The sequence below is a fragment of the Kribbella alba genome (assembly GCF_039529635.1).
GTDB classification, from domain to species: domain Bacteria; phylum Actinomycetota; class Actinomycetes; order Propionibacteriales; family Kribbellaceae; genus Kribbella; species Kribbella alba.
In genome coordinates this window covers 968678-982170 of sequence record NZ_BAAANE010000007.1, presented here as the reverse complement: position 1 = coordinate 982170, position 13493 = coordinate 968678, and the positions used below count along the sequence as shown (strand labels likewise).

Annotated in this window: 10 protein-coding genes; 3 read left to right on the top strand and 7 right to left on the bottom strand. The window is 68.0% G+C overall.

Annotation, left to right across the window (positions count from 1 at the left end; all coding sequences use genetic code 11):
- Window positions 1–456: 456 nt before the first annotated feature.
- The 3 genes from ABD210_RS22485 to ABD210_RS22475 all read left to right on the top strand — a co-directional run bounded on the left by ABD210_RS22485 (window position 457) and on the right by ABD210_RS22475 (window position 6321).
- Window positions 457–876, top strand: a complete 420-nt coding sequence (locus ABD210_RS22485; protein WP_344113907.1) for a hypothetical protein — start codon at window positions 457–459, stop codon at window positions 874–876.
- Window positions 877–1281: 405 nt separating this feature from the next.
- Window positions 1282–5169 carry a glycosyl hydrolase family 28-related protein gene (locus ABD210_RS22480; protein WP_344113906.1) on the top strand — a complete coding sequence of 1296 codons (3888 nt, stop codon included), beginning with the start codon at window positions 1282–1284 and terminating at the stop codon, window positions 5167–5169.
- 57 nt (window positions 5170–5226) lie between these two features.
- The gene (locus tag ABD210_RS22475) at window positions 5227–6321 is read left to right on the top strand and encodes a Gfo/Idh/MocA family protein (protein WP_344113904.1); all 1095 of its coding nucleotides are present in this window, start codon (window positions 5227–5229) and stop codon (window positions 6319–6321) included.
- A 391-nt stretch (window positions 6322–6712) separates the two neighbouring features.
- Here ABD210_RS22475 and ABD210_RS22470 read toward each other — a convergent pair whose 3' ends face one another.
- Genes ABD210_RS22470 through ABD210_RS22440 form a run of 7 tightly spaced genes read right to left on the bottom strand, consistent with a single transcriptional unit; the run spans window position 6713 to window position 13487 of the window.
- Window positions 6713–7270, bottom strand: a complete 558-nt coding sequence (locus ABD210_RS22470; RefSeq protein WP_344113903.1) for a GNAT family N-acetyltransferase — start codon at window positions 7268–7270, stop codon at window positions 6713–6715.
- Window positions 7267–8541: an ROK family transcriptional regulator gene (locus tag ABD210_RS22465; RefSeq protein ID WP_344113901.1), complete on the bottom strand. Its 1275-nt coding sequence runs from the start codon at window positions 8539–8541 to the stop codon at window positions 7267–7269. The genes ABD210_RS22470 and ABD210_RS22465 overlap by 4 nt, the downstream gene beginning before the upstream one ends.
- Window positions 8542–8601: 60 nt before the next feature.
- Window positions 8602–9468: a sugar phosphate isomerase/epimerase family protein gene (locus ABD210_RS22460; protein WP_344113900.1), complete on the bottom strand. Its 867-nt coding sequence runs from the start codon at window positions 9466–9468 to the stop codon at window positions 8602–8604.
- A complete protein-coding gene (locus tag ABD210_RS22455; protein WP_344113899.1) occupies window positions 9465–10730 on the bottom strand; it encodes an enolase C-terminal domain-like protein in 1266 nt (421 codons plus the stop codon). Before ABD210_RS22455 ends, ABD210_RS22460 begins: the two co-directional genes overlap by 4 nt.
- Entirely contained in the window at window positions 10730–11581 is an 852-nt protein-coding gene (locus tag ABD210_RS22450) for an NAD-dependent epimerase/dehydratase family protein (protein WP_344113897.1), read from the bottom strand. The genes ABD210_RS22455 and ABD210_RS22450 overlap by 1 nt, the downstream gene beginning before the upstream one ends.
- Before the next feature lie 23 nt (window positions 11582–11604).
- Window positions 11605–12570: a carbohydrate ABC transporter permease gene (locus ABD210_RS22445; RefSeq protein ID WP_344113896.1), complete on the bottom strand. Its 966-nt coding sequence runs from the start codon at window positions 12568–12570 to the stop codon at window positions 11605–11607.
- A complete protein-coding gene (locus tag ABD210_RS22440; RefSeq protein WP_344113895.1) occupies window positions 12567–13487 on the bottom strand; it encodes a carbohydrate ABC transporter permease in 921 nt (306 codons plus the stop codon). The genes ABD210_RS22445 and ABD210_RS22440 overlap by 4 nt, the downstream gene beginning before the upstream one ends.
- Window positions 13488–13493 lie beyond the last annotated feature (6 nt).

The window sequence follows — 13493 nt, the reverse complement described above, 5'->3', positions numbered from 1 at the left end:
CTTCCTGGCTCGTTCCGCTGAGCGCTGGCGCCAGTTCTGGGGACCTCGGACACCTTGTCGGGACCGGTTACACGCAATTTCATGTACGAGGTCCCGGCGTGGTGACCGCGGTCCCGGCGTGGTGACCGCGGTCCCGCTTCCTGGCTAGTCCGCTGAGCGCTGGCGCCGCGAGTACGCCCCGGACGGGGCACTTGTGAGCTGCTGTCGACGGGTCGCTGGATTTCGTCGCGCGCGATGTCGGGTGGCGGCTGTCCTGATTACGGACTGTTGTCTCAGATAGCGGGCGGTGTTTTTGGCGCCGCCGAGCCCTGTCTGCCATGATCTTCGGCATGCGAATCTCGCTGTGTTGTAGCTGTTGTTGTCGCTGACGCGCGCCGTCTGAGGCGCACGAGGCCCGCTCCGTTCCCGAGGCCCGCCCGCCGACACCAGCCATCACAGGATTCCGGATTCTCCGCAATGAACCTCTCTGCTTTCGCTGACCTGCTCGCGTCCCGCGGACTGCGCCTGCTGCCCGGATCGCACGCCGTCCCGGTCGACCTGCTTGTCCAGTTGCCTGACGCAACGATCGCCCGCTTCACCGCCCGCGGCACGACTCTCCGGATGCGCAGTTATGCCCCCGACGCGCTCACCTCGATCCTGATCGCGGCCGAGTGCGGCTGCGGCGACCACCACCCCCGGACCGGCCCGAACCGCGTCACCCTCAGCACGTACGCCGTACCGCTGGCCGAGCGGGTCATCGACGGCGAACTCGTCTTCGGCTGGCAAAACCACGAGGCCGGCCTCCTCCGCCTGGCAGACGCCTCCACCCACTTCTTCACCCTCCTCACCGACCTCGCCCCCGCCATTCCCACCCGCACTCTGGTAGGCGTCGCCTAACCCCCTCGTGGTCGTCGCCGCCGCCCGGCTGCCGGATCCCGCGCCGCCCGACGGTACGTCGGTCGTCCCGCCTGACTCGCTCGGCCGGACCTCCGGGCCATTGATCGCAACGACCCGCGACGCGGATCGTCCGCGCTCAACAACAGCAGTCGGTCGGCCGGATCCACCGGCAACACTCGAGCACTCGGCCTCGGCACGACATTTTCCACGCTCAGAAGTCTGGCGCAGCGTCCCGACGGCTTGGTTGAGCACTAGCCGTCACAGGCTCTTGAATAAGTAACACGCATGGTTTAACTTACACGCACGTTACCGCTGTGTGTGCGGCAGATCACGTACGGCTGCTGCTGACGGCGGTCCCTCGTCTGCTCCCAGTTTGCTTCCGGCCCGCCACCTGGAGGTTCCCCGATGACCGCACGACGCCTGTTTGCGGCGCTGATACCCGCGCTCCTGCTGACCGGCTTACTAGCCCCGCCGGCAGCCCACGCGGCGACCATGTATCCGAGCGGCGTCGGCGCCGACCTCGGACCGACACCCACCACGCTCGGCGTGAAGCCCGCCGCCGGGCAGGATCCGGCCGGGCTGCAAACCGGCACCGAACAGGGCCGCGGCTACTGGCGAACCAACCAGGCCGCGAACACCGGGTTCCTCTCCTTCGACGTCGATCGTGACTACGTGAACGAGATCAGCACCAACGACGTGCTCGTCACCGTCACGTATCTCGACAGCGGTACCGGCACGCTGCAACTCCAGTACGACGCTGCTGCCGATCCTGCGGCACATGCCGACGACGTACAGCTGAAGAACACCGGCCAGTGGCAGACCGGCACGTTCGCCCTGCCTGACATCGGGTTCAACGACAGGCTCGGCGGCGCGGACCTGCGGTTGTCCGGCAGCGCCGACATCACCGTCGCCGGCCTGCGGATCAGCACGGCCGGCGCTTCGGTCGGGCTCGGCGCCTCGCCGGTGCAGAACGGGATCACTCCGCGGGCTGGTGACCGCGCGGAGAACCTCGTCACCGGCGTACTGGACGGGCGGTCGTACTGGCAGACCGATCACACGGCACCCGCGCCGGGCACGAACTTCATGTACATGAACGTGTCCGACAACTACCTCTACGACAACCGGAACCTGGTGCTGATCAGCATCGACTACTTCGACGAGGGCAACGGCCAGTTCGGGCTGCACTACGACTCCCCGGGCGCGACGATCCCGGAGATGTTCAAGAACTCCGAGGTCGTCACCTACGGCAACACCAAGACCTGGAAGACTTACACCTTCGCGCTCAGCGACGCGGTGATGACGAACCGGTCGAACGGCTCGGACTTCCGGATCAACCTCGGCAACGGCGCCGTCGACCTGAAGGTCGCAGCCGTCCGGGTGGCGAAGGTGGCCGGCACGCTCGACGTGACCGAGGGTCTGCTCGACCTGATCGACGAAGCCGCGCGCGTACAGAAGGCTGCCCGCGAAGGAACACGCGACGGGCAATACCCGGCAGGTAGCCGTGCGACGCTGCTCCAAGCGATCGACGATGCCCGCGCTGTCGCGGCCACGCCGGGAGTCACCGACGTCCAGGTGAAGACCGCCCTCACGACCCTGCAGTCGAAGCTCGACGCGTTCACCGCGTCCGTCGTCGACACGAGCTTCGCAACGACCGGCACTGCGAGCGCCAGTGGCGGCACCGGAGTTGCCAACGTGAACGACGGTGATCACCAGACCAGCTGGACCAGCGGGAACGGCGACTCCTGGCTGCAGATCGACCTCGGGAAACCCCTCGCGGTGAACGACGTGCGGGTGGAGTGGGGGCAGACGTCCTCCCCCGATTACACCGTGCAGGTCTCGAACGACGGTCAGCGGTTCACCACAGTCGGCCGCACGGGTTCACCGGGCGCCAACCAGTTCAGCAAGACGCGCTTCGCGACTGCCAACGCCCGCTATGTGCGGGTGAACATGACGGGCGCCCAGAACTTCATCGTCAAGGAGATCCAGCTCCGCCAGTCGCCGGTGGTCGTCCCGAAGCCGGTTCTCGTGAACACGGTCAACCCGACCGAGGACGGCGTCGTCGCCGACTTCGACGCCACGAAGTACGGCGCTGATCGCACCGGCCGCACGGATTCCACCAAGGCGATCCAGCACGCCATCTACGCCTGTGTGGACGCGGGCGGCGGCACCGTCTGGCTCCCGGCCGGCCAGTACCTCGTCAAGGACACGATCGAGGTGCGGGCGTTCTGCACTCTGCGCGGCGACCGCCGTGACCCGGACAAGACCACCAGCGGGGACAAGGCCAAGGACTTCGGCACGGTGGTGATCGCGGATCTCGCCTCCGGTGACGACGGACCCAGCCTGTTCCGCATCGGCGGCAGCGCCGGCGTGATGGGCGTGACCACCTACTACCCGCGGCAGAACGCGGCCCAGCCGGTGCCGTACAACTACACCTTCGAGATCCCCGGCAATGCCTGGATCGGCAACGAGAACTACATGATGTCGACGGTCTCGGACGTCACCATGCTCAACTCCTACCGCGGGATCGGCATCAGCACGTTCGCGAACGAGCGCGGCGGCGCGCCGGGCTCGAGCCAGGTGCACGAGTCCACCACCGTCCGGAACATCCGGGGAACCGTCCTCTTCGAGGGCGCCCGGGCCTACAACGGCGCGGACGTCGGGACCTGGGAGAACATTGCCTTCAGCAACTCCTACTGGGCGTCGGCCCCTGCCGCATACCACCCGCCGGCCCGCGCTGCGCTAGACAGCTGGACCCGGGCCAACGGAACCGGCCTGGCGCTCGGCGACCTGGAGTGGGATCAGTTCCACCGGATCATGCTGTCCGACTACAAGGTCGGCATCCACGTCGTGGCCGGGCAGCGCGCCCAGTTCACGGGCAGCTTCCTGCAGCCGGACATCCGGCGCACCGACGTTGCTCTCAAGGTCGACGTGATGGACGACCGCTGGGGTCTCACCCTCGCCGGCGGTCACATCGAGGGCAGCGTCCAGGCCGTTCAGAACGACTCGCGCGGCTACGTCAAGATCACCGGCACAGAAACACAGGGAGCGCTCTCCGGCATCGTCCACCGGATGTCCGGAGCCGCCCCCACCTACACCGAGCGAGCGCTCCCAGCCCCGGCTCGAAAGACCCTGTACGTCGCGGACGCCCCGCACGGCGTCGGGTATCTCCCCAACGCCGATGCGACAGCCGCAGTACAGAGGACGCTCGACAAGGCCGGCCGTGAAGGCGGCGGGATCGTGTATCTGCCTGCTGGTTGGTATCGGATCGGCAGCCACCTCAAGGTCCCCGCGAACGTCGAGTTGCGCGGCTCGTCCGCAGTTCCGAACCGAGACCAGGGTGGGGCCAGCGGAGGCACCGTGCTCCAGGCCTTCGAAGGCCGCGCGACCACCGCACCCGACACGGCCACCGCGCTGGTCACCCTCGACGGCAAGAAGGCAGGCCTGAGAGGACTGAGGGTGTTCTATCCGGAGAACAACCCCGGATCCGCCGACGGAGTCGTCCCCTATCCGTACGCGGTTCGCGGCAACGGCGCCCAGACCTATGTCATCAACGCGGGCTTCCCGAACGCGTGGAACGGCGTGGACTTCACCACCAACCGCAATGACGGGTTCGTGGTCCGCAAGATCGCGGGTGCCTTCTTCGACCACGCGATCTCGGTCGGCCGCAGCGCGAACGGACGGATCGAGGGCGTGCTGTCCAACGGCAACGCGGTCACCCGGGTCGGGTACCAGCAGCCGTACTGGATGAACGAGGGCGACATCTTCCAGCTCGTGATCGACAAGTACATGCGCAAGACGGCCAAGATCGTCACCGTCGACGGAGCCACCGCGCTGACGCTGTTCAACGTGTTCGCCTATGGGTTCCACGACGGGTTGGTGGTCAACGACGGGCAGGTCGATGCCTTCAACCTGGGCACCGACAACCTCGGCGCGGACGGCCACACCGTGAAGGTCGTCAAGGGTGACGTCGAGGCGACCAACCTGGCCCGCTACAACGGCGCAACTAGCACCGGGCCGGTCACGCTGCACAACGTGATGGTGATCAACGTGGTGCAGCGCGGCGTCTCCGTGGTCGCCTCGCCCGCGACCGCCGGCACGGTGAAGATCGACGGCAACGAGTCCGAGCCGGGCAAGTACGAAGTCGGCGCGCAGGTGACAGTGACGGCGACGGCAGGATCGGATAGCGTTTTCCAGAACTGGACCGTGAACGGCCAGATCGTGTCCACCGACCCGGCATACACGTTCACCATCGCGACGGACCAGGTGCTGAGCGCGAACTTCACCGCTCGGTGACGACCAGTCGGCCGGCAGCCGTGCGAGGCTGCCGGCCGGCCCAGACGAAAGGGCAAGATGGCTGACACGACGGAGAACCACCAGGTCGCGATCGTAGGTTGCGGCGTCATCGGCCGCACCCACGCGGACACCATCTCGGCACGACCCGACGCGACCGTGACCGCGCTGATCGACGGCGACGCGGCCGCCCGGCAGGCGTTGGCCACCAGGCTCACCGAGGCCGGCCACCCGGAGCCGAAGCAGTACGACGACCTGACCGCGGCTCTGTCCGGAGCAGACATCTCGCTCGTGGCGATCTGCACGCCGAGCGGCACGCACGCCGCCCTGGCCGAGCAGGCGCTCAACGAGAAGAAGCACGTCGTCATCGAGAAGCCGCTCGATGTCGACCTGACCCGGGCCCGCCGCCTCGGCGCAGCTGCCAGCCGGGCCGCCGGCCACGGCGTCATCTCCTCGGTGATCAGCCAGCACAGGTTCGACCCGGGGAGCGCTCTCGTCGCCCAGGCCATCCGCGCGGGCCGCTTCGGGCAACTGACCTCCGCGGTCGCCACCGTCGCCTGGTGGCGAAGCGACGAGTACTACGCGTCCGCGGGCTGGCGTGGCACCTGGGCCCAGGACGGAGGTGGCGCGCTGATGAACCAGGGCGTCCACACCGTCGACCTGATGCTCTGGTTCATGGGCCGGCCGGTGAGCATCCAGGCGCAGGCGATCCGCGCGGCCCATCACGCGATCGAGGTCGAGGACACCGTGGTCGCCACCCTGACCTTCGAGTCCGGCGCGGTCGGCACGCTGCACGCGACCACCGCCGCCTTCCCGGGCGGGCGGACGCGGGTCTCCGTGCACGGGACCGAGGGTGGTGCCGAGGTCGAGGACGACCTGCTCCGCCGCTTCAACGCCGACAACTCCACCGAGGACGTGCCGGTCGAGGCGGAACGACCGGGCGGCCACGTCGCGCAGTACGAGGACATTTTCGGGGCCATCGGCAACGGCCAGCAGCCCGGCATCACCGTGCAGGACGCGATCGACGCGCTGGCGACCGTGCGAGCGGTCTACATCGCCTCGACCCTGCAGCGCCCGGTCAAGTTCATCGACGTGCTCGAGGGCCGCTACGACGACGTCGAGGTCAGCCGAGGCATCGGCCTGCCCCCCAACTAACCCCGTTACGTCCGAAGAGGCGCGGGGCGAGCCCTACGCTTCTTCGGACGCAAGCAGGCCGTGAGTTCTCGCGCGCAGCGCGCCGGACAGCCCGGCGACTCTTTGCGTCCGAACCCGCGCGGGGCGGGACCCGCGCCTCTTCGGACGCAAGAAAGGCGGACGGCCCGGCGACTCGTTGCGTCCGAACCCGCGCGGGGCAGGACCCGCGCCTCCTCGGACGCAAGGAAGGCGGACGGCCCGGTGACTCGTTGCGTCCGAACGCGCGCGGGGCAGGACCCGCGCCTCCTCGGACGCAAGGAAGGCGGACGGCCCGGCGACTCGTTGCGTCCGAACGCGCGCGGGGCAGGACCCGCGCCCCCTCGGACGCAAGGAAGGCGGGGGCGGACTGAGGTTAGGGGGCTGGTTGGCCTGGCGGGCGGGTGTTGAGGATCCGCTGGTAGAGGTTGTGGTCGCGCCAGGCCCCGTCGATGTGGAGGTATTCGGGCGCGAAGCCGTACTGCACGAAGCCGTTCTTGGCCAGCACGCGCTGGGATGGGGCGTTGTCGACGCGGGTGCTGGCCGAGATCCGGTGCAGGAGCAGTTCGGTGTCGGCGAGCTCGCAGACCGCCGCGACGGCCGCCGACGCCAGCCCGCGACCGACCTGGGCGACATCGATCCAGTAACCCAGATCCCCGTTCTGCCAGGGCCCAGGGACGATATTCGACAGAGTCACGGTGCCGATCACCCGGTCGTCCTCGCTGAGCACCCACGGAACTATCCGGTCGTTGCCGAGGAGCTCGGTGAGCCGGGCCTCCTGGAAGGCCGGCTCGTACCATTCGTCGGTACGCCTCGGTTCCCACGGAGCCAACTGCTCACGGCTGCGGAGCTGCGCCTCACACAACGATGCCGCATCCGACGGTCGGACCAGACGCAGCTGTACTTCGGATGTCAGGTCACGGGTCAACTTCACTTCGGCAGCCTACGAGCCTGAATCGATCCGCCGACCCGAGGGGTGAACGCGTCATGGAAGATCGTCGAGGCGGCACCGACCGCGGCGGCATCGGCCTGCAGCATCGACTCCTCGACCAGCACCGTGCGGGTGCCTTTCGCGATCGGGTAGGAATTCACCGCGCGATCGATTTCGGAAAGGAGCACGCCGGCGATTTCTTTTTCGAACGCCGGACCGCCGAGCACGATCAAGTCGATATCCAGTAGATCGACCAGCCCGACCGCACCCTGTGCAATCACCGATGCGACCTGGTTCACCGCCTTCTGGGCCGCTTCATTGCCTTCGGCTGCCGCTTTGCAGACGGCTTTGTAGCGTTTTGCTTCATCGGTCGCGCTGGGATCCGTCTCGACATAACCGAATCCCTCGGCAATGATCGGCAGCCCGGCGGTGGGATTGCACTCGGCCATCATCCGGGGACCGCCCTGCTCGTCCCACTCCCCCATCCGCAAGGCGCACAACTGCCCGAACTCGCCGGCGTTGGCGGTTCCGCCGCGGTAGATCGAACCGTTCAGGATGAGACCGCTGCCAACCCCTGTGCCGAGGTACAGATAGGCGAAGTCGCGGGCGCGGGCGGACCGGCCGATCCAGCGTTCGCCGATCGCGGCCGCTGTCCCGTCCTTCTCCACCAGGACCGGGTGGTTGAGCTTCTGCTGCAGCAGTTGGCGGATCTCCAGACCGCGCCAGGCCGACTGCAGTGGCAGGTCCAGCAGCGCGCCGTCGGCGTTGATCGGCCCTGGCACAGCGACCCCGACACCGAGCATCGAGGCCGGGTCCACCTGACTGATGCTCAGCGCCGCGCTCACCGTGGCAGCGGCCAGATCGACGAGCCTGACGGCGTCCAGGTCCTCGGGCAGGTCGACGGTCTCGCGCCGCACGATCGCACCGTCCAGGTCGACCACCGCGACGGTCAGCAACTCGGGGTCGATATGGATCCCGACCGCGTGCGCCGCGTTCGACCGGAGCCGCACCGGGGTGCGCGGCTTGCCGAGCCGTTCGGCACGTTCCTGGGCCTCCTCGACCAGCAGGCCCTGCTGCAGCAGGACGCGCAGGATGCGGGAGACCGACTGCTGGGTCAGCCCGGTCCGCCGGGAGATCTCGGTCCGGCTGATGATGCCTGCGAGCCGGATCGTCTCGATGATCACGGCCTCGTTGAAGGAGCCCAGGTCGTACTGGTTCGCCCCGGATCGGGTCTGCTCGTCGAGCACCGCCGAGTCACTGTCAGGCGTGACCATCGCCCACCTCCTCCTCGCTAACTTTCCCCGCTGAAATAACAGCCCCCGCAGCCCCCACGGCTAGCCGAGATCGTACCCCGCGGCCACCGCGATCGAGCGGAGGTATTCGAGATTCGCCGCCGTCCTTTCGGCCAAAGGCGCCGCCTCCGAGAAATCCTCCACCGCGACCCAGCCGTCATATCCGACCGCGGCCAGCGCCCGGAAGAATTCCGGCAGGTGCGCGCGCCCTTCCCGCAGCGGCACCCAATTCGGTTCCCAGCGCAACGTGCCGTCGCTTTCCACCCCGGCCAGCTGGAAAGCGGCGTTCTTCACGTGCACGTGCGCCAGGTATTCGCCGAGCAGGTCGAGACCGTGCACCGGTTTCTCCCAGCCCTCGATCACCAGGTTGCCGATGTCGTGGATCACGCCGACGTGCGCGGGATCCAGCCCTTCGAGCAACCGCCGCGCAGCCGACGCACTCGGCGTCAGGGTGTCGTGATGCAGTTCGATCAACGCCCGTACGCCGTGATGGCGGGCGCGGTCCTCCACCCATTCCCAGTGCTCGCGACAGGCAGCGAACGCCTCGCGGTACGTCTGGTCGTCCGCCACCTCGAGTCCGGCGATCCGGACCCTGCCGGCACCGAGCGCCGCCGTCGCAGCCAGCATCCTGTCGGCGTCGTCCCGCCGGGTCGGTGGCACATAGCCACCGATCGAGGAGAACTCCAGACCTGCGTCGGCGGTGATCGCCTTGATCTCCTCGAGGCTTTCCTCCAGCCCCGTTAGCGGCCAGGTCGCCTTGTTCCCCACCCAGAAGCCGGTGGCGCCCTCCGGTGCCGACTGGTCGGTGATCCGCCACTCGATCCCGTCCCAGCCCTGCTCGGCCAGGATCTTCGCGGCTTCCGAAGGAGTCCATTCAGGCGTCGAGGCGGTGAACACGGAGAACTTCACGGCGCCTCCAGGGCCCCGTCGATCCGCCGTACGCCGGCCGCCCACTCGTCGTGGCCGGACAGTTGCGCGGGATAGCGGGCGGCTGCCTCCAGGTCGAGGTCGATCCCCCAGCCGGGTGCTTCGTTCGGCCGCAGCCAGCCGTCCTCGATCCGCAGCGTGCCGGGGAACACCTCGTGGGTGGCCTCGTTGTAGATGTGCCCTTCCTGGATGCCGAAGGCAACGGAACTCACGTCGAGCGCGACGTTGGCGGCGGCACCGATCGGCGAGGTGTCGCCCGGCCCGTGCCACGCGGTACGGACGCCGCAGAGCTCGGCCAGATCCGCGACCTTGCGGGCCGCGGTGAGGCCGCCGATGTCGGAGATGTGGGACCGGATGAAGTCGACGCCACCATCGCGGACCAGCCGCACGGCGTCACCCATGGACGTGGTGAGCTCGCCGACGGCCAGCGGAACCGGCGAAGCCGCCCGGACCTCGGGCAGCCGGTCCCAGTGCTCGGGCGGCAACACGTCCTCGAGGAAGAACAAGCGGTACGGCTCGAGCGAGCGGGCCAGCAGCACTGCTTCCTTCGGGGTCAGCCGCGAGTGCACATCGTGGAGCAACTCGACGTTGTCCGGCAGGGACTGCCGGGCCGCGGCGAACAGGTCGGGCGTAGTACGGAGGTAGTCGCGGGCGCTCCACCCGTTCCGGTACGGCGCGTCGGGGTAGAGGGTGGCCAGCCGCGGCGCGCCGTATCCGCCGCCGCCGGGCGTGGAGACCTGCAGCCGGACGTGCCGCCAGCCCTGGGCGACGAACTCCTTCGCCTGCTCCAGGGTCTCCTCGATGTTGATGCCACCCGCGTGGATGTAGGTGTCCGCGGCAGCGCGGACCTTGCCTCCGAGCAGTTCGTGGACGGGCATGCCGGCGCGCTTGCCGGCGATGTCCCACAGCGCCTCGTCGATTCCCGAGATCGCGTTGTTCGTGACCGGGCCGCCGCGCCAGTAGCCGGAGAACCCGGCCAGCCGGACGAGGTCCCCGATGTCACCGGGGTACCGGCCGATCAGCAGCCGGGCCAGGTGCTCGTCGATGAACGTCTGCACCGCCTTCCACCGTTGTGTGAAGGTGGCGCAACCCAGGCCGTACAGCCCCGGCTCGGTGGTGTCGATCTTCACCACCACCAGCGGAATGCCCTCCGGTGCGGTGACGATTGCCTTCACCGCCCGGATCCGGACGTCGTCGCGGACCGGCCAGGGCTGGGCGAAGGTGGCGGGCGTCTCGTGCGGCATCAAATCTCCAGTCGATGGATTGGTAGGTCCAGCTCGTGCTGCGCCTGGAAGCCGAGCACCGTCCGCGCGGCGGTCAGGTCGATCGGCACCTCGCGCCCGACGAACCGCCGCAGCCGCGGCACTCCCGGCGCGAAGGCGTCCAGCAGAGCCTCTGTCTCGTACGGCGCATTGGTGGTGCCGGCGGCAACGAAGAACGTATGGGCGCCCGACAACGGTGCCGTCAGCCCCAGCTCGATCGCGTACGCCGCGTCGCGGGTGTCCAGGTAGGCCCACCCCTCGCGAACCCCACGCGCAGGGTTCTCGATGAAGCCGTCAGCCTGGCGGCGCACTGCCTCGGCCGAGTTCACGTGCGGGAACCGGAACGACACCACGTCGGTCCCCCAGCGCCGCCAGCACATCCTCGCGGTGTTCTCGTCGTTCTGCTTCGACAACGAGTACCAGTCGGCCACGTCCGAGGGGATCTTCTCGTCCAGCGGGTAGTACGCCGGCAGCACGTCGTTCGGGTTGAACGGCACGCCGTAGGCGTTGATGCTGCTGGCCACTACCGCGCGATCGATGCCCAGCGCGCCGGCCTGGGCGAGCACGTTGAAGGTCGACACCACGTTCGTGGTGTAGACGTCGTACGGCGTACCCGAGGTCGGGTGCGCCAGCGCGGCAAGGTGCACGACGAGTTCCGCGCCGTCGAGCGCGGTCCTGACGTCGTCCTCCGACCTGGTGTCTCCGACGAGGACCCGGTCCGCCTTCAGCGACGGATCCTCGACGAGTGTCAACGCGGTCACCAGGGCGCCGAGCTCGGACAGGTGACGGGTGGTGACCGAGCCGATACGCCCGGCCGCGCCCGTGACTAGCACTCGGCGCCCTGACAGTGATGAATTCACTCCTTGATACCTCCCGACATCCCGACCCCCCTGAGGAACTGCTTCTGAAAGATCAAGAACAGCACCACAGGGACCAGGACCGCCAGGAACATCGCGCTCATCTGCAGGGAGATCTCAGTGGTGTCAGCCACCCGCGGCAGAGCCACCGAGATCGGCTGCAGCTTGGGATCTGGCAGCACCAGCAGCGGCCACAGGTAGTCCTTCCACGAGCCGATCACCGTCAGTAGCGCGACCACTCCGAGGATCGGCTTCGACAACGGCAGGATCAACGCCGTGAAGAGCCTCAGGTTGCTCGCGCCGTCGATGCGCGCCGCCTCGATCAGTTCCCGCGGGATCGCGTCGAAGTACCGCTTCATCACCAGGATGTTGAACGCGCCCGCGGCCTGCGGCAGCCAGACCGCCCAGAAGGTGTTCTGCAGGTTCCAGCCGAGGACGGGCATCTTGAGGATGGTCAGGTACAGCGGGACCAGCGAGATCACGCCGGGCAGGAACAGGGTGGCCAGCACCAGCCCGGTGATGACGGGTCCCCACTTCGGGCGGAGCACGCTCAGCACGAACGCGCCCGTCGTACAGACGAACAGCGTGGACACCAGCGACCCGATCGCGATGATCGCGGTGTTGCCCAGGTACGAACCGATCTGCACCTGGGTCCACGCGTTCGGGATGTTGTGCCACTGGATGCCGCTCGGCCACAGCGACAGCGGCCCCCGCAGGATGTCCTGGCTGGTAGACAACCCCGACTTCAGCAGCCACAGCAGCGGCCCGACCCCGGCGACCACGATGCCGATCAAGACCAGCACCTGAATCGCGGGCAGCCCGTACCGGACCAGCGGCCGCTGGCGGTCCGCCATCGAGATCACGCCGCGCTCCTGCGCCTCGGCAGTACGGCGACGCTTGCGCGGTGCCGGGCTCGCCTCCTCGCCGGCGCCGGCGACTTGTTCGGTGATCGGGAGACTCGTCATGTGGTGCTCCAACGCCGGGTGAGGAAGTGATACACGACCGAGAGCACGCACAGCACGAGTGCGAGCAGCACGCTCAGGGCCGTCGCGGCGCCGAAGTCGCCGTTGATGAACGCGTACCTGTAGATCAGCAGCAGGATCGTGGTCGTCGCGTTGTCCGGACCGCCACCGGTGAAGAGGAACGGCTCCGTGAACACCTGGAAGGTGCCGATCAGCTGCAGCAACATCATGATCAGGATGATTCCGCGGATCTGAGGGATCGTGACATGCCAGACCCGCCGCCAGATCCCGGCTCCGTCCAGCTCCGCGGATTCGTACAGTTCCGTCCGTACGCCGGTGAGCGCGGCGAGGTAGATGATCGCGGTGGCACCGGCACCCGCCCAGGTCGCCTCGAGCACGATCGCCGGCATCGCCAGGTGCGGCGAGTTCAGCCAGGCGTAGGGACCGAGGCCGAACCAGCCCAGGAAGGTGTTGAAGAGCCCGGCACCTCCGGGGTCGTAGAAGATCTTCCAGAGCAGGATCGCGACCACCGGAGGTACCACGGCCGGCAGGTACGACAGCACGTTGTAGAGCCAGCCGGTACTGCGGAGCTCGCTGATGAACACCGCCAGGAACAGCGGCACCGGGAAGCCGAAGATGAGCGCGAGCAGAGCGAAGTACAGGGTGTTCAGCGTCGCCTGCGGGAGTTGCGGGTCGGTCAGCACGTAGCTGAAGTTCGACCAACCGACCCACTCCGGCGCGGTGACGAGGTTGTTCTTCTGGAAACTGAGCACCAGCCCGCGCACGATCGGGCCCCAGGAGAAGTACAGGAAGGTCAGCACCAGGGGCAGTGCGAAGACGATGGCGCTCAGTCCGCCGGAGCGGTACCAGGTGGTGACACCCCGGCGGGACTGGTCAGCTTGTCGACTGAGGAGGGCCATGGTGGA

Excerpts from the sequence above, each read along its gene's own strand:
- ABD210_RS22485 (WP_344113907.1), top strand. The coding sequence starts at position 457 with ATGAACCTCTCTGCTTTCGCTGACCTGCTCGCGTCCCGCGGACTGCGC.
- ABD210_RS22480 (WP_344113906.1), top strand. The coding sequence starts at position 1,282 with ATGACCGCACGACGCCTGTTTGCGGCGCTGATACCCGCGCTCCTGCTG.
- ABD210_RS22475 (WP_344113904.1), top strand. The coding sequence starts at position 5,227 with ATGGCTGACACGACGGAGAACCACCAGGTCGCGATCGTAGGTTGCGGC.
- ABD210_RS22465 (WP_344113901.1), bottom strand. The coding sequence starts at position 8,541 with ATGGTCACGCCTGACAGTGACTCGGCGGTGCTCGACGAGCAGACCCGA.
- ABD210_RS22455 (WP_344113899.1), bottom strand. The coding sequence starts at position 10,730 with ATGCCGCACGAGACGCCCGCCACCTTCGCCCAGCCCTGGCCGGTCCGC.
- ABD210_RS22445 (WP_344113896.1), bottom strand. The coding sequence starts at position 12,570 with ATGACGAGTCTCCCGATCACCGAACAAGTCGCCGGCGCCGGCGAGGAG.
- ABD210_RS22440 (WP_344113895.1), bottom strand. The coding sequence starts at position 13,487 with ATGGCCCTCCTCAGTCGACAAGCTGACCAGTCCCGCCGGGGTGTCACC.